Genomic DNA, 25,032 nt, shown 5'->3' on the forward strand with positions numbered 1-25,032 from the left:
AACGCCGGTAAAGAAAACCTTGGATTAAAAGGAGAGAGATGAATGAGAAAATCTAAATTTTTTAAATCAGCTGTTATTATAGCAACTTTTGCTTTGATGCTGACAGCTTGCACAAACTCAAGCAATCCAACTGTTAACCCTCAAGGCAATGATCAAGTAAGCGAAGCTTCAACAGTTGAAATCACTGATGTTCATGGAACCGTTACTGTTCCTGTAAATCCCAAGAATGTGGTTGCTTTGGACAATAGAACATTTGAAACTTTATCTGATTGGGGAATTGAATTAGCGGCTGTGCCAAAGCCTGTAATGCCTGCGGATTCCCCCTATGTAAAGGATGAGTCAGTTCAGGATATTGGCAGTCATGGTGAACCAAATCTTGAAATTATAGCAGCTGTAGACCCTGAACTTGTCATTGTTGGGCAAAGATTTGCCAGATATTATGAAGATATCAAAAAGCTAGTACCTAATGCAGCTGTTATTGATCTTAATTTTGATGTTTCTACAGAAGCGGATGCACCTGGAGAAAACTTAGTCAATGGACTTAAGGATTCTACAATCGCTTTGGGGCAAATTTTCGATAAAAATAAGGAGGCTGAACAATTGGTAGCTGATTTTGATCAAGCTATCGCAGAGGCTAAGTCTGCCTATAATGGGACGGATACAGTGATGAGTGTTGTGGTTTCCGGTGGAAATATTGGCTTTTCAGCTCCTCATTCCGGACGTGTTTGGGGACCAATGTATGAAATTTTTGGATGGACTCCGGCATTAAAAATTGACGGTGCCTCTTCAGATCACCAAGGTGATGATGTGTCTGTTGAAGCTATTGCCCAAAGTAATCCTGATTGGATTTTTGTACTGGATCGTGATGCTGCAGTATCTTCGATGACTGATGCAGTTCCGGCTCAGGATGTCATCGATAAATCACCTGCTCTGCAAAAAACAACTGCTGTTTCTAAAGGGCAGATAGTTTATGCGCCAAAAGATACTTACACAAATGAATCAATACAAACTTATCTGGAGTTATTTGAAGAACTTGCCAAGGCTTTAACTAAGTAGTATAAAGGAGTACAACATAGTGCCGGGGAATACCATACCAAAAATGACTGGGGCTGAGAATTCTCAGCCCCAACGTTATAATCACAATAAAATATGGACAAAACCTTTTGCATTGGCGGTTCTGGCTGTTGTTGCTGTCGGTATTATATCATTGTTTACTGGAGTTTATGACATAAAAGGACAAGCGGATGGAAGGGAAATGTTTTTCATAACCCGTGTGCCAAGAACAGCGGCACTAATGCTTACGGGAGCTGCCATGGCCATGTCAGGACTGGTAATGCAGCTTGTTACACAGAACCGTCTGGTTGAACCTACTACAACAGGAACCATTGAATGGGCGGGTTTGGGGCTTGTTTTTGTTTATTTGTTTTTTCCTGCACCAACTTTGGTGCAGAGAATGACGGGTGCCATCATTTTTTCTTTTGTAGGGACGATGATTTTCTTTTTGTTCTTAAGAAGAGTTAAACTGCGTTCGTCTTTAATTGTTCCGATTATTGGGATGATGCTGGGAGCAGTTATTTCTGCAGTTTCCACTTTTGTTGGTCTGGTTTTTCATATGACGCAAAATATTGAAACCTGGTTTGTAGGTTCATTTGCACCGGTTCAAATTGGCAGGTATGAATACTTATGGCTGATTATTATTGCTACTGTTCTTATTTTCATCTATGCTGATCGATTGACCTTAGCTGGGCTGGGGGAAGATGTTACAAAAAGTCTTGGCTTAAATTATAATAGGATAGTTCTTCTGGGTACTGCCCTTATTTCCTTTGCAGTTGGCATTGTGGCAGCTGTTATTGGCAATTTGCCCTTTTTAGGTTTAATTGTCCCTAACATTGTTTCCATGTACAGAGGTGATGATCTTAGAAGTAATTTGCCTTGGGTATGTGTGTTGGGAATGGGTACGATAACCCTTTGTGACATAATTTCTCGAATCATCATCATGCCCTTTGAAGTACCTGTTTCTTTAATACTTGGAACAGTGGGAGCAGTTCTGTTTATTGCTATTTTATTGAGACAAAGGAGGCTAAGATGAGCGAATTAGTCTATAGTCATAAAGGAAACAGCGAAATCGAGGCCGGCCTTCATCATGAAAATAGATCAGCCGGAGCTTTTCGTTCTAAGAAGGAAGAAAGACGTTATTGGATTTTGCTGATAACATTGATTGCTTTGGGGATTTTTGCCAGCTATGGACTTTTGGTTTACAACAATCCGGTTCCGGTGGATTCTCCTTCTTTTATCCCCGTGGTTAAACGAAGGCTGGTAGCTCTTGTTGCTATGATCATTGCTGCAATCTGTCAGAGTTTGTCGACAGTTGCTTTCCAATCGATTACGAATAATCGGATTATCACTCCTTCACTTTTAGGTTTTGAAGCACTTTACGCAACAATTCATACGAGTACAATATTTTTCTTTGGTGCTGGTGCCTTTATAGGTTTTAATGGTGTTGGCTCCTTTGTATTTCAAGTTGTGGCTATGGTCTTGATGTGTTTGATACTTTATGGCTGGTTGCTTTCTGGAAAGTATGGAAATTTACAACTTATGCTTTTGGTTGGAGTTATTATTGGCACCGGGCTGAAGTCTTTATCATCTTTTATGAGAAGGCTGCTTGCGCCGTCTGAATTTGATATTTTATTGACCAGATTGTTTGGTTCGGTTAATAATGCGGATGCTGGATACTTTCCTGTGGCCATTCCCGTTGTCATCATTGCGTCACTGCTTCTCCTTGCTTATTCTAAAAAATTAAATGTATTGTCTCTGGGCAAGAATGCCAGCACTTCTTTGGGGGTTAATCAGCAATTCAGCGTCATTTATACCCTTATATTAGTTGCTGTTTTGATGTCAATTTCCACGGCTCTGGTCGGACCGCTTACTTTCTATGGATTTTTAGTGGCAACCTTGTGTTATCAGGCGGCACCAACTTATGATCACAGATATATTTTTCCCATGGCTCTTGCCATAGGATTTTTGATCATAACGGCTGCCTACTTTTTTATGTATCATATATTCAATGCTCAAGGCGTGGTTTCAATTATTATCGAGTTGTTTGGCGGCATAACATTTTTAATTGTGATTTTAAGGAAGGGAACGTTATGATTAAGATTGATCAGGTTAAAAAGGTGTATACCGATGAGGTGAAAATAGGACCTTTGCATATTAATATACCCAAAGCCGGTCTTACTTCATTAATTGGACCCAACGGTGCTGGCAAGTCTACGACACTTTTGATGATCGGCAGACTTTTGGATATGGATGAAGGCCAAATTAAGGTGGCCAATATGGATGTTTCTGAATCCAAGTCAGCAGATTTAGCCAAAGTTTTGACTATTTTACGACAAGAAAATCATTTTGTAACGAGGCTTACGGTCAGACAATTAGTTGGATTTGGACGTTTCCCTTATTCAAAGGGAAGATTAACGAAAGAGGATGAGGCGATTATTTCTAAATATATCGATTTTTTAGGTTTGACTGATCTGGAAAGTAGATATTTAGATGAGCTTTCCGGTGGTCAAAGGCAAAGGGCCTATGTAGCCATGGTTTTGTGTCAGGAGACTGAATATGTGCTTTTGGATGAGCCGCTGAACAATCTCGATGTTGCCCGTTCTGTGCAAATGATGGAGCATTTGCGGCATGCCGCTAATGAATTCGGCAGAACAATTTTGACTGTTCTTCATGATATAAATTTCGCCGCCAAATATTCTGACCGAATTTGTGCTATGAAAGATGGGCAAATTGCCGCTTTTGGAACAGTGGAAGAGGTGATGGACCCGGAAGTTTTGACAGATATTTTCGAAACGAAAATCGAAATTATCGCTGGCCCTCATGGGCCAGTAGCGATTTATTAGTTATAATTTAAAACCTTGATTGGAGAAATGTCAGAAGGGGCGGCTCATACGATGAGCTGTCTCTTCTATTTTTTAATTTTTAATCCCCGCCTAAATGTGCTATAATTTACCATCATTGGTCATGGAGGTAAGGGATGAACGAAGAACAATTGAGAGCATTATTGCAGGGAGTAAAGGATGGTCAGATATCCTGCGACAGTGCCCTGCTGGAGCTTAAAAATCTGCCTTATGAAGATTTGGGGTTTGCCAAAGTAGATCATCACCGGGCTTTGCGCAATGGGTTTCCTGAAGTCGTCTTTTGTCAGGGGAAAGCGAAGGAGCATATTATTGAGATTTTAGCGAATCTTGGTCAGCGTGGTCATAATATCCTGGCCACCCGGGCCACCCCTGAAGTCTATGCAGCGGTGCAGGCCGCTATTCCTGAGGCTTCCTATTCCGAGCTGGCCCGTGTCATCACCATTGTTAAAGAAGCGATTCCCAAGAGAGGGAGAGTTCTGATCTTAAGTGCGGGGACAGCGGATTTGCCGGTAGCGGAGGAGGCGGCCATAACGGCGGAGATCATGGGGTGTGGGGTAGAGCGGTTATACGATGTCGGTGTGGCGGGCATTCACCGGCTTTTCGATAATAAAGAGAGGCTGGATGAGGCTCAGGTGCTGATTGTTGTGGCCGGTATGGAAGGGGCCCTGGCCAGTGTGGTGGGCGGGTTAACCGATAAGCCGGTGATTGCTGTTCCTACCAGTGTCGGCTATGGGGCCAGTTTCGGAGGGTTAGCCGCTTTGCTGGCTATGCTGAACAGCTGTTCAGCCGGAATAGGAGTGGTTAACATCGACAATGGCTTTGGAGCCGGAGTTTTAGCCAACTCCATTATTCGAGCCATCCACGCTGGGGAAGTATGATGTACATTAAAAAATAAAGCTATACTTTATGTGTTGAAAAAAGGGAATGAGCTATAGTATAATTCTCTTTGTATCCATTCTCTAGGTAATTATGGTGTAATAATACATAATACATAGAGACTTTGTGTTTACAAGGACATCTCGTTTTAAGTAATCTATAATTATACGATCAGCGGAGAAGGCGGTGGATGATAGTGGCAACCAATCCTATTGAAATGCCGACAACGGTGGAGCGCAAGATGCCACCTGTATTAGAATTAATTCGCGGTAATATTGTCAAATACGGAAATCCTTTAGCTCTCAATGGAAGCGAAGTTTCTTCCTGGGCTAAGGAACTTAAGTTACCTAAGACTGGGAATCTTCTTTTTTACACCGGTGGTGAGTATCAGCTTCTTCCCTATATAGACTCCCTGGTGAAAACCATGACCGTAATGGATCCCAACAGCGCCGGATTTTCTATGCTGATGGGTGTGCGGAACATTGTAGAAAAAACAGGCATCGCCCCTGAGAAGATCTATGCTTCCGTACTGGCTTCAGATAAGGAGCGCTTTAATCAAGTCTCCTTAAAAGCGGCGCGGATTCTGCAAAGTTTGGGCTATGATCTATGTTATTCAGGGGATGAAGAACTTTACAGCGGGGCTTTGTTGTATGAACTGGGGTATTGGGATGACTTTGCCACTTATGCCCAAAAGGTCACTAAAGTTCTTAAAGGAACCCAGGCCAAGACCATCGTTTGCCTTTCTCCTCATGCCGCGGAAGTCATAAAAATTATGTATCCCAAATTCGGAGTTCATCATGATCTTGAAGTAAAGACTTTTGTTGAGCTGGTATGGGAACAAAGGCACAAATTACCAAAAATAGCTGCACAGCAATCCGTTGTCATCCATGATTCCTGCCGGCTTGCCCGTGACTTAGGGGTTACAGAAGAGATAAGGGAGATCCTGGATGCCATGGGGGTTGAATTCAAGGAACCCATGCGCAACCGTGCCTGGACAACCTGTTGCGGCGGTCCCAATAAATTTATGTTCCCTGAGCTGTCTCATACTATAGCGGAAAGACGGGTTGGGGAGCTGCAGGACACAGGAGCGGACCTCATCTTAACCTCTTGTCCGTACTGTCTATCTTCTTTGCAAGGTGCCATAGCTAAAAAGGACCAACATGGCATTGCCGACTTGATCGAATTCTTATATAAGGGGATAGTGGGATGAGAAAAGAATTTAAAGAGTACTCCAAAGAGATCGATCGTGCCAAGCATGATGAGAATATTCGCAAAGCCATCTCCCGGGCGGTAAAAGCCTATCGTGAAACCACGGACAGCACCATGGAGCGTTTTCCCCATACGCCGGCTCTCGCCGAAGAAGTGCGGGAGATCAAACGCCGTTCTGTCGCTCAGCGGCAGGAACTTCTTGCTCAGGCTATGGAGGCGGTTGAACGCAATAAAGGGAAAGCCTTCTATGCCAAGGATAAACAGGAAGCCTTAGTGATGGCCGCGGAGATCATTGGTAAAGGGAAAACTGTCGTTAAGGGCAAAAGCATGTTAGGGGAAGAACTCCATCTCCGGGAGTACTTAGAGGAAGAGGGCATTGAAGTTTGGGAAACGGATCTCGGGGAATTCATTTTGCAGCTGAAAAAAGATCGTCCCATGCATATCCTTTCCCCAGCGATTCATGTTCCCCGGGAAAAGGTGGCGGAAATCTTTACCCAATTCTTTGGCAAAGAAGTGGAACCTGATATTGCCAAAGAGGTGGCCATTGTCCGGGAGTTTATGCGTGAAAAATATTTTACCGCTGATGTGGGCATCAGTTCGGCCAATGTGGTGGCGGCCGACACCGGGGCTTTTGTGATCATTGAAAATGAAGGCAATGTGCGCTTATCAACAGCGGTTCCTCCGGTTCACCTGATGATTGTAGGAACCGAGAAATTGGTGCCTACCTTCCAGGAAGCGATGAAAGTCGCTGAAGTGACCTGGCGGTATGCCCAGTATGGTGTGCCTTCTTATGTCAATATCGTCACCGGGCCAAGCAAAACCGGGGACATCGAAAAAGTGACCACTTACGGTGCCCACGGTCCCAAAGAGTTTTATGTCATCTTCGTTGATAACGGCCGGGAGAAAATGGCTGTGGATGATGACTTCAAACAAGCATCCCATTGCCTGCGCTGTGGAGGATGCATGTATGAATGTCCTGTCTTCCAAATCACGGCAGGAACCTTTGGTGAAACCTATCTGGGCGGTATCGGCACCATCTGGAATGTCTTTACCTCCGGAGGATTAGAGGCTACCGCACCGCAAATCCATACCTGTCTGCGCTGTGGGCGCTGTGTGGAGCGTTGCCCCATGCAGATCGATGTGCCCAATATGATCGGAGAATTAAGAAATCGCCTGGCAAGCGGCGAAGTGATCGAGTAAAATCAGCAAAAACTCCCCTTGGACTATGGAAGGCCATAATTCAAGGGGATTCTTTTTGCATGTTTGGACTTCTATGCAGCTTAACTGAACCTTCAGACCCGAAAAGCAGCCCAAGGATTTTGATGTACACAAGGGAGCGAATTTAAGCGAGTGGAAACAAAACTTCGCGAAAAGCATGCAGCGGAGAAAGGTTGGAAACAGGACGTTTCCAACCGGCTATGAGGCAGGAGCCGATTTAGCCGGGACCCTTTCGGAGCGGAGAGCTTGAGCGTTAGTTTTGTCCGCGCAGCTTATGGAGCGAACGGTGTAAAGCAAAATCCTGGAGAATCAGCTTGCGGGCACTTGGGATTAAACAGCGACCTGACGACGCAGAATATACCTTAACCTAAGCAATAGACAGCAAGCGTTGGCAGTAATTCCCGAAATCAGGCCAATCCAGAAGCCAAAGGCTCCAAAGCTGGTATAGGCCGCCAAAAAGTAACCAATCGGCAGGGCAATGAACCAATAGGAGATGAGGGAAGTGATAAAAGGAAGGTTGACATCCTTATAACCGCGCAGAATTCCTTGAATGGGTGTAGCCAGGGCATCGGAAAACTGAAAGAAGATGGCATAAATGAGAAACTGTTTGGCCAGGAGGATCACATCCCATTCCTTGGAATAGAGCCAGGCCACTTGCTCTTTGAACAGAAAAAGCAGGAGAGCGGTGAGAAGTGCTATGGAGAAGGAAAAAGCCAACCCGATCAAGGAATACTGGCGGGCGTCATGATAGCGGCGAGCCCCTACTTCAAATCCGACCAGAATCGTTAAAGCCATAGAGAAGCTTAAAGGAATCATGTAGATCATGGAGGCAAAATTCATGGCGCCTTGATGGGCGGCTATAGTTACAGTATTAAACCGGCTCATAAGCAAGGTTACCGCGCAAAACATGCCGGTCTCGAAGAAAATAGAAAAACCGATGGGGATGCCGATTTTCAATTGTTTCAGCCAGGTTTTCCAGGAGAGTGGAGGGAGGCGCTTGAAGAGCGCAAATTCTTTGAAATAGGGATGACGGTGAATAATGAGCAAAGCAATGAGCATCAAGCAATAATACGTCATCGAGGTGGCTATACCGGCTCCTATGCCGCCAAAGGCCGGCAGACCAAATTTGCCAAAGATGAATATATAATTGAGGCAGATATTAATAGGCAGGGATAGAAGAGTGATCAGCATGGTAATTCGTGTATAGCCTAACGCATCGATGAAGCTCCGCAGCACTTGGTGCACAAAATAGGGAGGAATGCCAAAAGCTATGACCAGAAGATAGCCTCGTGCTATAAAACGCACCTGGGGCTCCAGATTCATAAGGGAGAGCAGTCCATCCAAGCTCATGGCTCCCGCCACAATTAAAAGGAGAGCGATGGCCAGAGCCAGATAAATTCCTTGCAGGACATTGTAAGGAACCTCGTTCCTTCTTTTGGCGCCTAATAAATGTCCGACGATAGGTGTGATCGCAATTAATATCCCGCCTAGTCCGGTGCTGACAGGGGCCCATAGGCTGGCGCCGATGGCAACTCCGGCCAGATCGACGGAGCTGGCTTGTCCCGACATTGCTGTGTCAAAAAAAGACATGGAGAACAAAGCAACCTGGGAAATCAGAATTGGCAGAAGAATATGGATGAATTGGTGAACTTTTAGCTTTATTGTAGTGATTTGCTCCATAAAAACAGGATCCCTTCCTAAAAATTACGCCAGAATTACGCCTGCATGATGAACATCTTAATCAAATGCGGGGTAAAAATCAAGCAGTAAAGGATCCTAAATTAAAATTCAGCATGGTTTCTAAGGAAGGGAAAGAAGATCTCTGTTCTGAATGTATTGAATAACTTGCGTTTTTTCACCTGCTTCCATGTGAATCAGGGGTTGGACATGTCCATGATTTACCCCGGGCCATTTGAGAAAGATGATCTGATGATAGGTTTCCTTAAGTATAGGATCTCGATAATCTAAACTGATGACGATATAATAAGCATCCAGATCGGGAGATGCAGGATACAACTGACTGGGATCGAGATGTAAGAGAAGACTTGTGGCGGTATCTCTGGGAATATCATTGACGACACTATAAGTATCGATTAAAATCGGCTGTTCCTGCAAATTTTCAGGAAAAACCAAGGTCTTGCTGGTAAGTTCCGTTGCCGGGTGGGTGCCTACGTTAACAAATTTAAATTCAAAACTGACATCATGGGTCAATTGAATGCTTGGGGATTCTTTGAAGGAAAAGTAAGGCCGGGCTGCCTCTCTTTGAGTCTGCCAGGTATTGATGGTGATAAAAACGCTAATCAGGGATATGATGGCGAAAACTGCCGTCGATCCGGAAACCAAAAAAGTTGACCAGGTAGGTTTTTTAATCTTCTTCAGCATACTTCCCCCAAAATAATTTTTTTGCAATTATATTTATGAGTTATGGGGAGGAAACATTCTTTTCTGGATATTTTTTCTTCTTTAACGGTTTTCGGCAGCAGGTTGGACTTGATAGAACCTGAGCCTTGTACTATGATGATATGAAAGGAAATTCTAAGCTATTGATTTGGTGTGATGGAGGTTATATTAGTGCGTGTGGTAATCGTCGGAGCCGGTAAAGTTGGTTACAGCCTGGCTCAGTATTTAACCCAAGAGGATCATGAAGTTATTGTCATTGAAGAGAATGAAGAACGCAGGGCCATCGTGCAGAATACTTTGGATGTGATGACGATTTCCGGAAACGGCGCCAGTCCAAGAGTGCTGCTGGACCCTGAAGTCCGCAAGGCTGAGCTTATGATTGCCGTAACCGATATGGATGAGGTGAATATGATTGCCTGTATGGCAGCCAAGCAAGTGGGGATTAAAAGGACCATTGCCCGGGTCAGAAACCAGGAGTATGCTGAAAAGGATAAGATTAAGTTTAATGAAGCTTTGGGGATCGACCTGACTATTAATCCTGAGATGGTCACCGCCCTGGAAATAAAACGTATTCTTCTCACCCCATCCGCTCTGGATGTGGAGGACTTTGCCGGAGATAGGGTAAGGATGATCGAAGTAAAAATGCCTTCTGACTCGAAGTTGATTAACACGTCTTTAACCCAATTAACCTTACCCTCCCATACCCTGGTGGCGGGTATCTTAAGAAATGGCCGGATGTTGATTCCTCATGGCTCGGATATGCTATTACCCAATGATTGTGCTTTCTTTGTCGGGGAGGTATCCGCAATCAAGAAGATTGAAGACCATTTTACGGTCAGAAAATCGAAAGTGGAAAGAGTCCTGATTATTGGGGCCGGCAGAATCGGCCGTCATTTAGCCATGATCCTGGAAAAGTCCGACATAGCCGTGAAGATCATCGATAAGGATATGGAGCGTTGTCAGGAATTGGCGGAATCCTTGGATGAGGGATTGGTTTTATGCGGGGAAGGAACGGATATCGAATTATTGACTGAAGAAGGGGTAGGGGAAGCGGACGCTGTCTTATGCCTGACCGATGATGATAAGCTCAATCTCCTGATTGCCTTGCTGGCTAAACATCTGGGTGCGCCGCGTACCTTTGTCCGGGTAGGTCGTCCCGATTATATTTCTCTCATGGAAAAAGTAGGGGTCGATGTCGTCCTATCCCCCCGTATTCTCACGGCCGGAGTGATCCTTCGCTATGTCCGCCGCTCCGATGTAGTCTCTGTGTCTCTTCTGGAAGGGGCCAAAGCGGAAGCGATGGAAATCATCATCCCGCCTTTAAGTCAGGTGACCCATAAAAAATTAAAAGATGCGAAACTCCCCAGAAATTCGTTGATCGGCACTATTGTTCGCGATGAAGAAATCATCATCCCTAACGGAGAGACAGTGCTGAAGCCGGGAGACAGAGCCATTGTCTTTGCCCTGCCGGATACGGTCCCTACCGTTGTTCGATTATTTGAGAATAAATTGGAGAGTAAATAAGATGAATCTTCCAGTCATTCTGGGGTTGCTTGGCAAGCTCCTGGTTATTTATGCAGGCGCCATGTGTATCCCTTTGACCTTGGCCGTTGTTTTAGGGGAATGGAGTGTTTATTCCTTCTTACTTTCAATAATAATTATCGGGATTCCAGGTTTTTTTCTTATGAAGCGATTTAAGCTCACCGAAATGAAATTTGGGGTCCGGGAAGCCTTTGCAGCTGTCACCGGGGCTTGGCTTCTCGCCTCCTTCACAGGAGCCCTGCCTTATTGGTTTGCTGATGTGGTTCCCACGTATATTGATGCTCTGTTTGAGACGGTATCAGGTCTTACGACCACCGGAGCCAGCGTTATCAGTGATGTGGAGGCTTTACCTCAATCCATCCTTTTGTGGCGGAGCTTAACCCATTGGGTCGGTGGATTGGGAATCATCGTTCTTTTTATTGTATTGCTCCCAAAGACCGGAATGGGATCGGTTCTCCTTTTTAACGCAGAAGTTCCCGGTCCTACCAATGACCGGGTTATGCCGCGTATTCGTGATACCGCGGCTGCTTTATGGAAGATCTATTTGATTTTTACAGCGATCTGCGCTGTGCTGCTCTGGATGGCCGGAATGAGTTTCCTGGACGCGCTGAATCACGCCTTCGCAACCATTGCCACGGGCGGTTTTTCGACTAAAAATACCAGCATTATGTATTACAATAGTTTGACCATCGAAATGATCGTTGCTTTTTTTATGATTTTTTCAGGTGCAAATTTCGTGATTTATTTGACCGTTTGGCGGAAGAAAACTATGAAGGCCTTTCGTAATACAGAATTGATGGTCTATCTGTTGATTATTATAGCGGCCACTTTGCTGATTGCCGGGAGCCTATGGTCTAATGCCGGCAATTCGCCGGGCTATGCTTTTCGCCATGCCTTATTTCAAGTAGCCAGTATTATGACAACCACAGGTTATGCTTCCGTGGATTTCGATCAGTGGCCTTCTATGACCAAAATCATCCTATTTCTCCTTATGTTCATTGGTGGGAGTGCGGGCTCCACCTCAGGAGGGATGAAGGTTTCCCGCATTATTCTTTTGGTTAAAGCCACTTGGGCAGAGCTGAAGAGGGGGATCCATCCCCGGGTTGTCTCCAGTATAAAACTCGATGATAAGGTTATTGATACGGAAAATCTAAGCCGGGTGGGGATTTTTTTCTTTCTCTATATCGTGACCTTTACCGGAGCAAGCATCATTGTTGCGGCAAGCACGGGATTATCGCCCTTCGAGGCCATGAGTGCGGTGGCTGCGACTTTAGGAAATGTGGGCCCGGGGTTTGGAACGGTTGGACCGACTACGACCTTTGCCGGTATCAGCCTCTTAGGGAAGATCGTACTCACAGTGTGTATGCTGTTGGGACGCCTGGAGTTTTTTACTTTGCTCATTATCTTTCGTCCTGAATTTTGGGGAAAGGGAAAGGTTTGGTAGAGGTTTTGACCTCTTGAGTCTTAAGCGAGGGAGCAGAACAGAATGAATTATTCGCTTGTGCAAGGGATCGTTGGCAGGCTTCTCATGGGATATGCCTTGACTATGTTCGTTCCTTTGGTCCTGGCGGCATTTAAGAATGAAGACAGCACGTGGGCTTTTTTACTGACCCTCCTGATTACTGCTTGTCTGGGCGCTGCCATGGTTTATTTTCGGAAACCTACCCAAGAAAAAATGAGTATTAGAGAAAGCTTTGTCATTGTCGGCGGGGCCTGGCTTCTGACCTCTTTGCTCGGGGCTTTGCCCTTTTGGATCTCGGATAGTGTGCCCACTTATATCGATGCTCTGTTTGAATCCGTCTCCGGGTTGACAACCACGGGTTCCAGTGTGATTGATGATGTTGAGGCATTGCCCTTATCCATCCTGCTTTGGCGAAGTATCACCCATTGGCTGGGCGGAATAGGGATTATTGTCCTCTTCATCATTTTGCTGCCCAGTACGGGTTTTGGTGCAGTGCATTTATTCAATGCGGAAGTACCGGGTCCGTTGGGCAAGCGTACGATGCCCCGGATTCGCGATACAGCAATTACCATTTGGAAAATCTATGCCTTTTTTACCGTCATCCTTGTTGCTCTGCTTATGTTGGCGGGCATGAGTCTGTTTGATGCCATAAACCATGGTTTCTCCACTATTTCTGCCGGGGGATTTTCCACCAAAAATACAAGTATGATGTACTATAATAGCCTGGGGATTGAACTTGTGGTGATCCTGTTTATTATCATTGCCGGGGGGAATTTCCGTATTTATTTGGAGGCTTGGACGAAGAAGAGCTTTAAGCCGTTTAAGAATACGGAGTTTATTACTTATCTTTCGATTATCATGTTCAGCACCTTGCTGATTGTGGGAGGATTATGGCTGACTCACGATAAACCGCCTGATTATGCCGTGCGGCATGCCTTGTTTCAAGTGGTCTCGCTGGTTACGGGGACGGGCTTCGCCTCTACGGATTATAATCAGTGGCCTGCCATTACCAAGTTAACTCTCCTGGCGCTGATGTTTGTCGGCGGGTGCGCCGGTTCCACTACAGGAGGGATGAAAGTATCCCGAATTATGTTGCTTTCGAAGCATGTTTGGGCCGTATTAACCCGCGGATTGCATCCCCGTGCAGTATCCAGCATCAAACTGGATGGGAGAGCTGTGGATGCTGTCGCTGTTAATATGGTCAGTGTGTTTTTCTTCCTTTATGTAGGGATTTTTGCCTTAGCCACTATTGTTATGGCAGGAACAGGACTTGAGCCTTTTGACGCCATGAGTGCGGTAGCTGCTTCATTGGGCAATGTGGGGCCCGGTTTTGGCTTAGTAGGTCCGACCACAACGTATTCGGGTATCACACTCTTCGGTAAATTTATATTGTCACTTTGTATGCTGCTCGGCCGTTTGGAGCTATTTACTTTGCTCATTTTATTGCGTCCCGAGTTTTGGAGAACAAAAGGCGGCTGGTAAACTGAACATGATGGTGTGGTTTAAGTGTCACAGGTACTAAAGAAGGGACGCTGAAGTCTGTGTTTGTCATAGCAAAAATTAGTGTTACATTAGCCATGGTTGTTTGGCTGCTGCGCAAAAAAGTCCAAATCGGCCATGCCATGCTGGCCGGGTCGATAGTCTTATTCCTGATATCATCGCCAACCTTAGGCAAAGCCGATGCCGCCATACAGACGACCCTGCGGGAGGTCGGCACCTGGGAAGTCGTCTTTGCCATGTATTTTGTCATGTGCCTGGAACACCTTTTGCGGACCACCGGCATTATCGAAGGCTTCATGGCCGCCATGAAACCCTTGCTGCGCAGCGACCGCGTCCTGCTGGCCTTTATGCCCACCTTCCTGGGCTTGCTTCCTTCTTTGGGAGGAGCGATCTTCTCAGCCCCCATGGTAGAGCAGGCAAGCAAGAAATTTTCGCTGTCTCCTGAGAAAAAAGGCGCAATCAATTATTGGTTTCGTCATATTTGGGAGTATGGCAACCCGATTATTCCGGGAGTTCTCCTGGCAAGCCAAATTACAGGCATACCTTTAGGCACCTTTGTGGCCAATATGATCGGCTATACTCTGCTTGCCTTACTCCTTGGGGTGGTATTTATTCTGACGGGTAAAGGGTTTCAGAGTGGGCCTGCTGTCCAAAATGATTCAGTCAAGGATCTAGATTGCGGCAAAAATCAGGCCAATTATTTAAAGAGCAGGAGTCCGTTTCATTATTTTCTGCTGGGAGTAGGTCCCATCCTGGTAAATATTATTTTAGTGGTGGCCTTTGATTTAAGTGCCGCTCTTTCCATGGGCATAGTCGTGTCAGGTATGGTGATCATCCTGCGCTTTACCAGGCAGCAGCTTGTCACCATGCTTCGGGAAGCCTTTGAAAAGAAGATTCTTTGGGGTATTTTGGGCATTTTGTTTTTCCAACATGTCTTAACGGTATCCGGAATCGTCCAGGAGCTTATTGCCTTTTTTCAGGGGACAAATATTCCGGTTGTCGTCATGCTGGGCCTGGGATCTTTGATCGTAGCCTTGCTCACCGGTTCCCCTCAGGGAGCGGTGGCCGTTATTTTCCCCATCCTTTCGGCGTTCTACCCCGGAAATCTGGAGACGGCTACAGTCGCTTATATCATGGCGATTGCCGGAGCTATGCTGTCGCCAGCCCATCTCTGTCTGATTGTCACCGCGGAGTATTTCAAAGCCGATCTTTTTAAGATTTTAAAGCCGGTGCTTTTGCTGGAAGTGATGATTTTGACCTTTATGGCGGTTGTTCATTTGATTTAAGGAGCGGCAGAGGATGAAAAGGCGGCTTAGGGCGAACTATTTTAGGCGCTTACTCGCATTTCCCACAGCGCCTCGCCCGCTCAGACCTGAAAAGCAGCCCAAGGATTTTGCTTTACACAAGGGAAGCGAATTTAAGCGAGTGGAAACAAAACTTCGTGAAAAGCACGCAGCGGAGAAAGGTTGGAAACAGGACGTTTCCAACCCGCCATTGAGCAGGAGCGATTTGGCGGGGCACCTTTCGGAGCGGCGGGCTTTTCGCGTTAGTTTTGTCCGCGCAGCTTATTAAGCGACCAGTGTAAACAAAATCATGGAGACTAGCTTTCAACATAAGAGAACAGCAGATACCATCCTCTAAGGGACAGGCATCTGCCGTTGTTTGTTTTGGCTGTCTAAAGCTCATAGCTCAGGGAAGCCTGAGCTCATCACCATGCTTTTTGATGCGCCCGCTCTTGAGCAGGGTTCCCACTGCCCGTTTAAAGGCGGCTTTGCTCAGGTGAAAAACTTTTTCGATCTCCTCGGGGCTGGCTTTTTCATTGAGGGGAAGTATTCCGCCGTGGGCATTCATGGCGTTGATGAGAAGCTCGGCATCCACGTTCATCTGTTGGTGGGAGAGATTGCGGGAAGAAAGGTCCAGTTTTCCGTCGTCCCGGACTCGAATCACCCGAGCCTGGACCCGGTCCCCCCATTTCAGATCTGAATAATTTTCCGTACGGGGAATCAGGCCCAGATATTGATTATCAACTGCTACAAAAACGCCGATGTCGGGATGAATCTGGTAGACGGTTCCTGTAACGGAGTCGCTTTTTTGATAAGGAGAAGCGGAGCTGAGAAAGTCAGTGATATCCGTTGTGGAAGATAAGCGTCCGCTTTTATCTAAATAAAGGTAAACAAGATAACTTTTATTTACTTCTACGGGGTATTTCTGTTCCCGGAAGGGCAGAAAGAGACCGCGCTCCAGGCCAAAGTCCAGGAAAGCGCCAAATTTTGTCTTGGCGGTAACGTTGAGATAGGCAAGTTCTCCCGCTTGGGCTAAGGGCTTTTGGCGTGTGGCGATCAAGCGGTCTTCCGAATCATGGTAAATGAATACCTCTAAATTATCCCCTTCTTTGATGTCGTCAGGGCATTCATTTCCCGGCAGCAGGACATTATCTTTGCGGTTACCGGTCCCGGCATCGAGATAGACCCCAAAAGAGGCAAGGTTAGCTACATTGAGCTGATTGATTTTACCGACCTGGATAATGGGAAGCGCCTCCTTAACATGTTTTAATTGAACGAGACTTCTTTCAGTGATTAAAAGGCAAAGTTCCCCTGAATAAAGATGGGAATCTCCTGACCCTCGGCGGTAACTCCGGTGATGTTCAGATCGGCTGTACCGATCATAAAATCTTCATGAAGCAAGGAATCATTAACTCCGGCTTCCTCTAATTCTTTTTCGCTCAGTTTATCGCCGTTTTTCAGAGTGACGGCATAAGCTTTGCCCAGAGCTAAGTGACAAGCGGCATTTTCATCAAAGAGGGTATTATAGAAGAGGATTTTGGCATTGGAAATAGGGGAGTCGTAAGGTACCAGAGCAACTTCACCAAGATAATGAGAACCTTCATCGGTGGTGATGAGGCCTTTTAAGCTTTCTAATCCTTCTTCGGCACTGTAATCAATGACCCGGCCATCTTTAAAGGTCAGGGTAAAATTCTTGATGAGGTTGCCGTTATGATTTAAAGGCATAGAGCTGACGGCCTTGCCGTTGACCCCGGTCTTTTTGGGAAGGGTAAATACTTCCTCCGTGGGCATGTTGGCAATAAATTCAAGGCCTTCTGCTGTGTGCTCTGCACCGGCAAGCCAAAGATGGTCTTCCGGCAGCTCAACCCACAAATCCGTACCTAAAGAATTTTTGAAATGCAGGGTGCGGAAACGATGGGTATTCATAAAATCCATACTCCGTTTAAGGTTTGCTTTGTGCTCATCCCAGGCTTGGACAGGGTCGTCCTGATCGGCCCGAACGGATGCAAAGATGGCCTCCCAGAGCTTTTCCACGGCTGCTTCCGGGCCGGCAGCGGGGAAGACTTTTTGGGCCCAGGCCTGGGTAGGTACGGAAACCACGCACCAGGAGTTCTGATTGCTCATGAGGCGCTCCCGGTGTTCCTTTAAAGCGATGGAGTGAGCTCGCTGCGCTCTCACCATACGTTCGGGATCAACTTCCTTCATAAGTTCCGGATCGGAGGCCGCGATACTCAGGAAAGCTGCCCCTTGCCGGGCATAGTCGACGAAGAAAGCTTTCTGCCATGCGGGGAATTCATCGAAGATTTCCTCCGGACCATGGAGATAGCGAATTTTGGAGGTGAGCTCATCTCCCCAAAAAATGACGACATCTTTCGCACCTTCCTGAAAAGCGATCTCAGAGATCTTGCGGGTGAATTCGGCGCATTCAATAGGCGACTTAATCACCAGAATTTGCTTAGGTTGGAGATTGATACCGGTTTTAACGACAAGGCGTGCGTATTTATCGAGAAATTGTTTATTCATGCTGGTTGGCTCCTTTCCAATTTCGTGGACATAAATTACCTCTAATGAAAGATTATAGCATATCCTCCTTAAGGAAGTGAACTCAAAGCCGGTGAAGGTGAAGAAAATTATTCCGAAAAGAGTTCGAAAGACTATTGACATATGGTCATAGTGAACTTATAATATAGTTAATGAGATTACTAAATGAGTTAAACATAATGGTTAAATGAGTTAATATTGATAGTGTAGTTGTCTTGCCCTGGCACTGGCAGCGCTGGACAGGATTGTTGAAGGTAAATATAGAAAAGGAGGTGATCAATTTATGAATCATCTTAAGGAGATTATGGAAATAGCCAATCATTTTGAACCGAAAAAGAAAGCTTTGCCTTATCTGGAACTGGATTCGATGATGCTTTCTCAGGTAGTGGAAGTGGCACACCGGGTTGCCCAGAATGATATCAATAACACCCATATCCAGAATTGGGTGAAGAGGAAGTACCTGCCTAATCCACAGAAGAAGAAATATACCCGGGAGCAGGTTGCCAATATTCTTCTGATCAACGATTTAAGAAATATTCTATCCCTTGAAGAAGCATCCCAATTATTGAGCTTTGTCAACTTGAATCTTGAAGATAACAGCGATGATCGTATTAATCCCGCCAAGCTCTATAGGTATTACAGCGAGATCTTTGATCTCTCGCAAAAGGATTGGGTCACCTCTCTTGAGCAATTGCCTAAGGAAGTCAATCAGATTCTTGCTGGTGAAGATCTTAGCGAAGATGACAAAGACAAAGTAGCAGCGACTCTGGTTATTTTAGATCTTTTGGCCAGGGCAAACCTCTATAAACAGATAGCTCAGCGATGGCTGAAGAATATTTCCCGGGCCGGCACTCCAGGAGAAGAGTCCTGATAAAACAAGCATAGATACATGGATAAGATGAGAGGAGGGAAGAATTTATGGTGACAGGTGGAGTTGTGGCGCTGGTTATTTTAGGTTTATCTTTTTTGTTTTTGGAGATTTTTATTCCTGGTGGAATTCTGGGCATAGCAGGACTGGTGCTTTTATCGGCAGGAATTTTCCTGACGGCAGAATCGGCTTTGCATGGGGTAGCCTACGTCTGCACAATGCTGCTCATCCTGGGAATCCTTGTGGCTTTGAGTTTTCGCTTTCCCCGCACCCGGCGGTTCTGGCAGCGTTTTTCCTTAAATGCCAAGCAATCCAATCGAGAAGGTTATGTTGCCCCCACCGTGGATCTGGAGAGTTATGTCGGTTGCGAAGGAGTGGCTATCAGCCCTTTGCGTCCAGCCGGAACAGCAGATTTTGACGGCAAGAGATTGGATGTTGTTACGGAAGGAGGTTTCATCGACACTCACAGCCCCGTCAAGGTTATTGCTGTAGAAGGGACACGGGTTGTGGTCCGGCAAATGTCTTAGTAGATTATAATAAATGGAGGTGGAGCCCTTTTTGGGCGAATGAATATGCCAATCGAAGTTTTAATGCCAATTATTCTTTTAGCGTTAGCTTTAATTCTCATCAGTGTCGTATTTACATTTATTCCGGTAGGTCTCTGGATCTCAGCTTTGGCTGCAGGTGTTAATGTAGGGATTTTTACCTTAGTTGGAATGCGGTTAAGACGCGTTACACCTTCCCGGATCGTCAATCCTTTGATTAAAGCTCATAAAGCGGGCTTACGTGTGACTACGGCCCAGCTGGAAGCCCATTATCTGGCCGGCGGTAATGTAGACAGAGTCGTCAATGCTTTGATTGCAGCAGAACGTGCAGCCATTCCTCTTCAATTTGAAAGAGCAGCCGCTATCGATTTGGCGGGCCGTGATGTATTGGAAGCGGTGCAAATGTCCGTTAATCCGAAAGTCATTGAAACGCCCGTTGTCTCCGCTGTGGCTAAGAATGGAATTGAGCTTCGTGTCAAAGCCCGGGTAACCGTGCGTGCCAATATCGATCGTCTCGTCGGTGGGGCGGGAGAGGAAACCATTATCGCCCGTGTCGGAGAAGGTATTGTCACCAGTATTGGTTCATCCCTGTCTCATGAGAAAGTCCTGGAAAACCCGGACATGGTATCCCGTACGGTTTTGGCTAAAGGCTTAGACTCAGGAACGGCCTTTGAGATTCTCTCCATTGATATTGCCGATGTGGATGTGGGTAAGAATATCGGTGCCCAACTGCAAACAGACCAAGCGGAGGCAGATAAACGCATTGCCCAGGCCAAAGCTGAAGAGCGCCGTGCTATGGCGGTAGCCAAAGAACAGGAAATGATTGCCTATGTTCAGGAAATGCGTGCCAAAGTTGTTGAAGCTGAATCCGAAGTGCCCAGAGCTTTAGCGGAAGCATTAAAAGAAGGCAAACTGGGAGTTATGGATTATTACACTATGCAAAACATTATGGCTGATACGAGTATGCGGGATAACATTGCTCGTTCCAGCAACTCCAACACTGACTCCAACCCGAAAAAGTAGGGTGGTGACATGATATGGATCTATTCTCATGGATACCGATTATAATTTTCATCTATGCAGTATCCACGATCTTCAGCCCGAATAAGAAAAAACCGCAAAACCGACGCCCACCCACTACCCGGCCTCAGGGACAGCAGAGCGACCGTACTCCTTATTCACGTCAGGAGACCAAGCCAGCCCGGTCTGGCTGGCGGGAGATGTTTGAAGAGCTGGAGCGGGAATTGTTTCCTAAAGAAGAACCCATCGATCGACCTTCCCGTCCTTCACCTGCCCCAAGATATCCAAGCACCCCTCAAAGCTATGGCAGAGAAGGCAGCGAAAGAGTTGAGGGCTTTTCTACGGAAGGGACTTGGGGAACGGAAGGAACCGCCGGTGTTGAAGGCAGTGTGGGCAGTGAAGGAATGTGGGGAAGCGAGGGATCCTTTGACCGGGAAAGCGCTTTCAGCGGAAAAACAGGCAAGGAATCCCTTGGGAAGCCTGAAGGGAAACCAAGGTATGCTTCTGCTAAGCCCGTAGAACAGGAAAAGCCGGTTTTCCCGGCTGTGTCTGATAATCCTCTTGTCCAAGGGATCATTTGGGCAGAGGTGCTGGGTAAGCCGCGGGCTTACAATAAATATGCCTATAACCGCAGAATTTAACCTGGTGCAAAGCTATAGATGAATTGAACAAAAGATATGATTGGGGATTAATCGCCTGAGTGTAAAAACTTGGGCGCTTTTTTCATACTGGGCCTTTGGGGGAGCTTGATTAATTTCTCATTAAGCGTACAATAAGTATAGCTTATCCTCAGTGAGGATAAGGGCGGCTGGCCTTCGGCTGGGATTGAAACCTCACCTGAAGCCAAGCCTGCCTAATAGATGGAGAGGTGTTGAATTATGGTAAATAAAGAGTCGGTCATTGTCTTAGGGTCCATGCAAAGTTTCAACGTCACGAAAGGACCTATTTTTAGCTGATACCCTCACCTAAAACGGGACTTCCGTGACCATTTCAGAAGTCAAGGAGGATTCCCATTTGAATTGTCAATATGAACTTAAAGAACTGGGTTGGAATGATGCTTGGCAGGAGCTTTTTCAACCTTATTTAAAGTCTGGTTTCCATCCAGGCCGTGTCGCGGCGGAATATCGCGATCGATTTAAAGTATGGACGGAATTTGGCGAGGTCTGGGCCGTCGTTTCCGGAAAAATGCGTTATGCCGCTTTGGAGCGCAGTGATTTTCCTGCGGTAGGAGATTGGGTCGTTCTGGAGGGCAGGGCAGAGAGTATCAAAGATCATGAGGATCAGGATGTCATCATTCAGAGCATACTGCCCAGAAAAAGCAAGTTTTCCCGCAAAGCTGCCGGAAAAACCTCGGCTGAGCAAATTGTTGCCACCAACATCGACACAGTGTTTCTCGTCAATGCGTTGAATTTTGATTTTAATGTGCGCAGAATTGAACGTTACCTTACCCTTGCTTGGGAGAGCGGGGCTCATCCTGTGCTTGTTTTGAGTAAGACGGATCTTTGTGATGATGTTGAGGAGAAAGTCAGGCAAGTTCAAGATGCCGCCCCCGGTGTGGATATTCTGCCCATAAGCTGTGCTACAGGAGATGGAGTAAGTGCCATAGCTCCCTATACCCGGCAGGGGCAGACCATTGCTTTGCTGGGTTCATCAGGAGCCGGCAAGTCCACCTTGGTCAACTATCTTCTGGGCCAAAATGTCCAGCTGACTTATGAGGTTCGGGAGAAAGATAGCCGGGGCCGTCACACCACCACTTCCCGGGAGCTTTTTCTCCTGCCCCAGGGTGGGGTGTTGATTGATACTCCAGGCATGCGGGAGATTCAGCTTTTTGGCAGCGGGGAAGGCTTGAGTGAAGCTTTTGAAGATATCGCGGCCTATGCCGGGAACTGCCGTTTCTCCGATTGTCAGCATGAAAGTGAGCCTGGCTGCGCTGTGCAAAAGGCTATTGCTGAAGGAATGCTCAGCGAAGAACGCTATGAAAGCTTTAAGAAGCTGCAGCGGGAAGCCCGCTATATTTCCCGCAAGACCAATCTTCATGAACAGCTTGAAGAAAAGAAGAAATGGAAAAAGATCACTCAGCAGATCAAAGAGCACTATCAGACGAAGCGCTAGGGATTAACCCCAATTGAATAGCGTTCTATGGAATAGGTTCAATGGCATGGTTTCAATGAAGTGAATCGTAAAAGGCTGTAGGAAAGGGTCATCTGACCCTTTCCCCACCTCGCTATGTGAATAGTATAACTTGACTTGGAGTGATATAGCTAAGTGATATCAATGAGTGAGGGGGATTTCCTGTGGGAAAAATTCTTCTTGTTATTCTCGCCATAATTCTTATGATTTTTATAGTCTGTGCCGCTGTAACCACAATTGCCAAATTTCAGTTTGCCCAAAGAGTCGCTGAGGAAGTTGACCAATTTTATAAGGGGATAGAAGATGCTCAAGGGACCGTGCAGCGTTCTGATCTTGAGAAACTTCCCCCTGCTGTTCAAAAATGGCTTCTGCACTCTCAGGTTGTGGGAAAAGAGCGGGTGATAGCCGCAAGGACAAAACAGGAGATAAGGTTAAGATTAAAGGCCGATCAGCCCTGGATGAAGGGGGAGGTTGAGCAGTATTTCCGCATGGCCGAACCTGGGTTTATATGGCATGCCGATATTCAAATGGCGCCTTTGCTCCATATATCAGGCCGGGATAAGTATGTTGACGGACATGGTAAGATGCTGATTAAAGCACTGTCCCTGGTCACTGTAGCCGACGGTCAGGGGAAGGAAATCGATCAAGGGTCTCTCCTGCGCTATCTCGCTGAGATGATGTGGTCTCCCGCAGCGGCTTTAAATGATTATATTCAGTGGCGGGAGCTGAGCGATACATCTGCTGAAGCAACCATGAGTTATGAAGGGGTAACCGCTTCAGGAATCTTCACCTTTAATGAGCAGGGTGAAGTGCTCAGCTTCGAAGCCGAACGCTACGGAGAATTTGATGGTGAATACCGTCTGGAGACATGGGCTTGTACCATCCAAGAGCATCAGGAGTTTAAGGGGATGATTGTTCCTTCCCAAGGGGATCTCATCTGGAAACTGGATTCGGGAGATTTCCACTGGTATCACTTTAAAGTCAAAGAACTGGAATACAATAAGCCTTTTCGATATCAGTGATAAGAATAGTGGGGAAGATATTGGCGGTGAAACAGATTAGGGCTTGGCTCCTGATCTGTTTTTATTAATAAAGTCGGGATATAATGTTCTAGAAGGAAGCAAAGGAAAGCAAAGCAAAGGAGGAATGAGGTGGACAAGCGAGACATGACAGGGAAAAGCCCTGAGGTTATACCCCATACCCCCGTGGTGCAGGATTTGAGAGCAGCCCGGGAAATTTTCTGGATTAATCCTTATTATCGGGCAACTAAGGAATTCAAGGAGGCCCAATTCGGAATCAGTCTCTCCGATATTCACGATGCAGAAGAACGATTGCGGCGTTTTGCTCCTTACCTGGCTAAAGCCTTCCCGGAGACACAACCGGCTCAAGGTCTCATCGAGTCCCCTATTGTCCCTATAAAAAGGATGCAGAGCTATTTAGAATCCTGTTATGGCCTTCAGATACCCGGAGATATCTGGCTGAAATGCGATCATCAGCTGCCGATTTCCGGCTCTATCAAGGCGCGGGGTGGGATTTATGAAGTTCTCAAACATGCCGAAGAAACTCTTATTAAACAGGGCCTATTGACCAGGGAAGACGATTATGCCAAGTTAAAGGATTCTTCGTTCAGAGAGGTTTTGTCTCATTATAAAATTGCTGTGGGTTCCACAGGAAATCTCGGGTTGAGCATCGGCGTGATGGGAGCTGAATTGGGCTTTCAAGTCACTGTCCATATGTCTGCCGATGCCAAAGGGTGGAAAAAAGCACTTTTGCGCTCCAAGGGAGTGGAGGTGATTGAATACACCTCCGACTATAGTAAAGCTGTGGAAGAAGGCCGCAGGCAGGCTGAAGGTGATCCCCGCTGTCACTTTATTGACGATGAGAATTCCCGGGATCTGTTTTTAGGCTATGCTGTAGCAGGACTGAGGCTTAAGGAGCAATTAGAAAAATTGAACCGCAAGGTTGATGCCGACCACCCTCTTTTTGTTTACCTGCCCTGTGGGGTGGGAGGGGGACCGGGGGGAGTGACCTTTGGCTTAAAGCAGGTGTTCCAGGAGCATGTTCATTGTTTCTTTGCCGAGCCGACTCATTCTCCCTGTATGGTGTTGGGATTAGCGACAGGGCTTCATGATGGCATCGCTGTTCAGGATATTGGGCTGGATAACAAGACCGAAGCCGATGGGTTGGCCGTAGGCAGAGCTTCCCGCTTCGTAGGCAAGATCATGGCAGGCTTGCTGAGCGGGGCCTTCACCGTGGAGGATGCAGAACTTTTCCGCTTGCTGCAGGCTCTTGATCAAGCTCAGGGGATACAATGCGAGCCTTCGGCTTTGGCAGGAATGGCCGGTCCGGCCCGGCTCCTGCTGTGTAAGGAAGGCCTTCAATATATCAGGGAGCACCGGCTTGAAGAGGGATTGAAAAAGGGAACCCATCTGATTTGGGCGACCGGCGGCAGTCTCGTCCCTGTGGAAGTGATGAAGGACTATCTGTCACGAGGAAAATAGAGGGTTATTTCAGGTAATAC

Annotated in this window: 22 protein-coding genes; 18 read left to right on the plus strand and 4 right to left on the minus strand. The window is 46.4% G+C overall.

Annotated elements, in window-relative coordinates:
• The first annotated feature begins 42 nt into the window (after nucleotides 1-42).
• From DESLBE_RS02125 to DESLBE_RS02155, 7 genes are all read left to right on the plus strand, one after another.
• Entirely contained in the window at nucleotides 43-1,056 is a 1,014-nt protein-coding gene (locus tag DESLBE_RS02125) for a siderophore ABC transporter substrate-binding protein (protein ID WP_144674961.1), read from the plus strand.
• 19 nt (nucleotides 1,057-1,075) lie between these two features.
• Nucleotides 1,076-2,089 carry an iron chelate uptake ABC transporter family permease subunit gene (locus tag DESLBE_RS02130; RefSeq protein ID WP_144674962.1) on the plus strand — a complete coding sequence of 338 codons (1,014 nt, stop codon included), beginning with the start codon at nucleotides 1,076-1,078 and terminating at the stop codon, nucleotides 2,087-2,089.
• The gene (locus DESLBE_RS02135; RefSeq protein ID WP_144674963.1) at nucleotides 2,086-3,150 is read left to right on the plus strand and encodes an iron chelate uptake ABC transporter family permease subunit; all 1,065 of its coding nucleotides are present in this window, start codon (nucleotides 2,086-2,088) and stop codon (nucleotides 3,148-3,150) included. The genes DESLBE_RS02130 and DESLBE_RS02135 overlap by 4 nt, the downstream gene beginning before the upstream one ends.
• Nucleotides 3,147-3,899 carry an ATP-binding cassette domain-containing protein gene (locus tag DESLBE_RS02140; protein ID WP_005812201.1) on the plus strand — a complete coding sequence of 251 codons (753 nt, stop codon included), beginning with the start codon at nucleotides 3,147-3,149 and terminating at the stop codon, nucleotides 3,897-3,899. Before DESLBE_RS02135 ends, DESLBE_RS02140 begins: the two co-directional genes overlap by 4 nt.
• Nucleotides 3,900-4,033: 134 nt before the next feature.
• The gene (larB, locus tag DESLBE_RS02145; RefSeq protein WP_144674964.1) at nucleotides 4,034-4,795 is read left to right on the plus strand and encodes a nickel pincer cofactor biosynthesis protein LarB; all 762 of its coding nucleotides are present in this window, start codon (nucleotides 4,034-4,036) and stop codon (nucleotides 4,793-4,795) included.
• A 188-nt stretch (nucleotides 4,796-4,983) separates the two neighbouring features.
• Nucleotides 4,984-6,003 (plus strand): (Fe-S)-binding protein, encoded by a 1,020-nt coding sequence (locus tag DESLBE_RS02150; RefSeq protein ID WP_144674965.1) that lies wholly within the window; start codon nucleotides 4,984-4,986, stop codon nucleotides 6,001-6,003.
• The gene (locus DESLBE_RS02155) at nucleotides 6,000-7,202 is read left to right on the plus strand and encodes a lactate utilization protein B (protein ID WP_005812206.1); all 1,203 of its coding nucleotides are present in this window, start codon (nucleotides 6,000-6,002) and stop codon (nucleotides 7,200-7,202) included. The genes DESLBE_RS02150 and DESLBE_RS02155 overlap by 4 nt, the downstream gene beginning before the upstream one ends.
• Before the next feature lie 348 nt (nucleotides 7,203-7,550).
• On the opposite strand, the gene DESLBE_RS02165 is transcribed toward DESLBE_RS02155, so the two are convergent.
• The gene (locus DESLBE_RS02165) at nucleotides 7,551-8,900 is read right to left on the minus strand and encodes an MATE family efflux transporter (RefSeq protein ID WP_144674966.1); all 1,350 of its coding nucleotides are present in this window, start codon (nucleotides 8,898-8,900) and stop codon (nucleotides 7,551-7,553) included.
• Nucleotides 8,901-9,020: 120 nt separating this feature from the next.
• Nucleotides 9,021-9,602, minus strand: coding sequence for a hypothetical protein (locus tag DESLBE_RS02170; protein ID WP_144674967.1), 582 nt, complete (start codon nucleotides 9,600-9,602; stop codon nucleotides 9,021-9,023).
• A 189-nt stretch (nucleotides 9,603-9,791) separates the two neighbouring features.
• Between DESLBE_RS02170 and trkA the strand changes: the two genes are divergently transcribed.
• The 4 genes from trkA to DESLBE_RS02190 are packed head-to-tail and all read left to right on the plus strand — an operon-like array spanning nucleotide 9,792 to nucleotide 15,410.
• Complete coding sequence (gene trkA, locus DESLBE_RS02175; protein WP_144674968.1) at nucleotides 9,792-11,144, plus strand: Trk system potassium transporter TrkA; 1,353 nt, start codon at nucleotides 9,792-9,794, stop codon at nucleotides 11,142-11,144.
• A gap of 1 nt (nucleotide 11,145) precedes the next feature.
• Nucleotides 11,146-12,606, plus strand: a complete 1,461-nt coding sequence (locus DESLBE_RS02180; protein ID WP_144674969.1) for a TrkH family potassium uptake protein — start codon at nucleotides 11,146-11,148, stop codon at nucleotides 12,604-12,606.
• A gap of 42 nt (nucleotides 12,607-12,648) precedes the next feature.
• A complete protein-coding gene (locus DESLBE_RS02185) occupies nucleotides 12,649-14,106 on the plus strand; it encodes a TrkH family potassium uptake protein (protein ID WP_005812212.1) in 1,458 nt (485 codons plus the stop codon).
• A 59-nt stretch (nucleotides 14,107-14,165) separates the two neighbouring features.
• A complete protein-coding gene (locus DESLBE_RS02190; protein ID WP_144674970.1) occupies nucleotides 14,166-15,410 on the plus strand; it encodes a DUF401 family protein in 1,245 nt (414 codons plus the stop codon).
• A gap of 403 nt (nucleotides 15,411-15,813) precedes the next feature.
• Here DESLBE_RS02190 and DESLBE_RS02195 read toward each other — a convergent pair whose 3' ends face one another.
• Complete coding sequence (locus DESLBE_RS02195; protein WP_144674971.1) at nucleotides 15,814-16,650, minus strand: S1-like domain-containing RNA-binding protein; 837 nt, start codon at nucleotides 16,648-16,650, stop codon at nucleotides 15,814-15,816.
• Between the two features lie 50 nt (nucleotides 16,651-16,700).
• Nucleotides 16,701-17,930, minus strand: coding sequence for an aminopeptidase (locus DESLBE_RS02200; protein ID WP_144674972.1), 1,230 nt, complete (start codon nucleotides 17,928-17,930; stop codon nucleotides 16,701-16,703).
• A 301-nt stretch (nucleotides 17,931-18,231) separates the two neighbouring features.
• On the opposite strand from DESLBE_RS02200, the gene DESLBE_RS02205 reads away from it, so the two are divergent.
• From DESLBE_RS02205 to DESLBE_RS02235, 7 genes are all read left to right on the plus strand, one after another.
• The gene (locus DESLBE_RS02205) at nucleotides 18,232-18,819 is read left to right on the plus strand and encodes a DUF1836 domain-containing protein (RefSeq protein WP_144674973.1); all 588 of its coding nucleotides are present in this window, start codon (nucleotides 18,232-18,234) and stop codon (nucleotides 18,817-18,819) included.
• A 47-nt stretch (nucleotides 18,820-18,866) separates the two neighbouring features.
• Nucleotides 18,867-19,343 (plus strand): NfeD family protein, encoded by a 477-nt coding sequence (locus tag DESLBE_RS02210; protein WP_144674974.1) that lies wholly within the window; start codon nucleotides 18,867-18,869, stop codon nucleotides 19,341-19,343.
• Between the two features lie 39 nt (nucleotides 19,344-19,382).
• The gene (floA, locus tag DESLBE_RS02215) at nucleotides 19,383-20,384 is read left to right on the plus strand and encodes a flotillin-like protein FloA (protein WP_005812222.1); all 1,002 of its coding nucleotides are present in this window, start codon (nucleotides 19,383-19,385) and stop codon (nucleotides 20,382-20,384) included.
• Between the two features lie 14 nt (nucleotides 20,385-20,398).
• Nucleotides 20,399-21,022 carry a hypothetical protein gene (locus tag DESLBE_RS02220; protein WP_144674975.1) on the plus strand — a complete coding sequence of 208 codons (624 nt, stop codon included), beginning with the start codon at nucleotides 20,399-20,401 and terminating at the stop codon, nucleotides 21,020-21,022.
• Between the two features lie 373 nt (nucleotides 21,023-21,395).
• Nucleotides 21,396-22,493 (plus strand): ribosome small subunit-dependent GTPase A, encoded by a 1,098-nt coding sequence (gene rsgA, locus DESLBE_RS02225; protein WP_144674976.1) that lies wholly within the window; start codon nucleotides 21,396-21,398, stop codon nucleotides 22,491-22,493.
• 182 nt (nucleotides 22,494-22,675) lie between these two features.
• Entirely contained in the window at nucleotides 22,676-23,533 is an 858-nt protein-coding gene (locus DESLBE_RS02230) for a DUF6544 family protein (RefSeq protein ID WP_144674977.1), read from the plus strand.
• Between the two features lie 144 nt (nucleotides 23,534-23,677).
• A complete protein-coding gene (locus tag DESLBE_RS02235) occupies nucleotides 23,678-25,012 on the plus strand; it encodes a D-serine ammonia-lyase (protein ID WP_172625511.1) in 1,335 nt (444 codons plus the stop codon).
• Nucleotides 25,013-25,032: the final 20 nt, after the last annotated feature.

It is taken from the genome of Desulfitobacterium sp. LBE (genome assembly GCF_007830365.1).
GTDB classification, from domain to species: Bacteria; Bacillota; Desulfitobacteriia; order Desulfitobacteriales; family Desulfitobacteriaceae; genus Desulfitobacterium; species Desulfitobacterium hafniense.

What these genes read in the sequence shown, in the direction of transcription:
- DESLBE_RS02200 (WP_144674972.1), bottom strand. Translation starts at nt 17,930, where the DNA reads ATGAATAAACAATTTCTCGATAAATACGCACGCCTTGTCGTTAAAACC.
- DESLBE_RS02205 (WP_144674973.1), top strand. Translation starts at nt 18,232, where the DNA reads ATGAATCATCTTAAGGAGATTATGGAAATAGCCAATCATTTTGAACCG.
- larB (WP_144674964.1), top strand. Translation starts at nt 4,034, where the DNA reads ATGAACGAAGAACAATTGAGAGCATTATTGCAGGGAGTAAAGGATGGT.
- DESLBE_RS02235 (WP_172625511.1), top strand. Translation starts at nt 23,678, where the DNA reads ATGACAGGGAAAAGCCCTGAGGTTATACCCCATACCCCCGTGGTGCAG.
- DESLBE_RS02180 (WP_144674969.1), top strand. Translation starts at nt 11,146, where the DNA reads ATGAATCTTCCAGTCATTCTGGGGTTGCTTGGCAAGCTCCTGGTTATT.
- DESLBE_RS02125 (WP_144674961.1), top strand. Translation starts at nt 43, where the DNA reads ATGAGAAAATCTAAATTTTTTAAATCAGCTGTTATTATAGCAACTTTT.
- DESLBE_RS02165 (WP_144674966.1), bottom strand. Translation starts at nt 8,900, where the DNA reads ATGGAGCAAATCACTACAATAAAGCTAAAAGTTCACCAATTCATCCAT.
- floA (WP_005812222.1), top strand. Translation starts at nt 19,383, where the DNA reads ATGAATATGCCAATCGAAGTTTTAATGCCAATTATTCTTTTAGCGTTA.
- DESLBE_RS02210 (WP_144674974.1), top strand. Translation starts at nt 18,867, where the DNA reads ATGGTGACAGGTGGAGTTGTGGCGCTGGTTATTTTAGGTTTATCTTTT.
- DESLBE_RS02155 (WP_005812206.1), top strand. Translation starts at nt 6,000, where the DNA reads ATGAGAAAAGAATTTAAAGAGTACTCCAAAGAGATCGATCGTGCCAAG.
- DESLBE_RS02150 (WP_144674965.1), top strand. Translation starts at nt 4,984, where the DNA reads ATGATAGTGGCAACCAATCCTATTGAAATGCCGACAACGGTGGAGCGC.
- DESLBE_RS02140 (WP_005812201.1), top strand. Translation starts at nt 3,147, where the DNA reads ATGATTAAGATTGATCAGGTTAAAAAGGTGTATACCGATGAGGTGAAA.
- DESLBE_RS02170 (WP_144674967.1), bottom strand. Translation starts at nt 9,602, where the DNA reads ATGCTGAAGAAGATTAAAAAACCTACCTGGTCAACTTTTTTGGTTTCC.
- DESLBE_RS02220 (WP_144674975.1), top strand. Translation starts at nt 20,399, where the DNA reads ATGGATCTATTCTCATGGATACCGATTATAATTTTCATCTATGCAGTA.
- DESLBE_RS02135 (WP_144674963.1), top strand. Translation starts at nt 2,086, where the DNA reads ATGAGCGAATTAGTCTATAGTCATAAAGGAAACAGCGAAATCGAGGCC.
- DESLBE_RS02185 (WP_005812212.1), top strand. Translation starts at nt 12,649, where the DNA reads ATGAATTATTCGCTTGTGCAAGGGATCGTTGGCAGGCTTCTCATGGGA.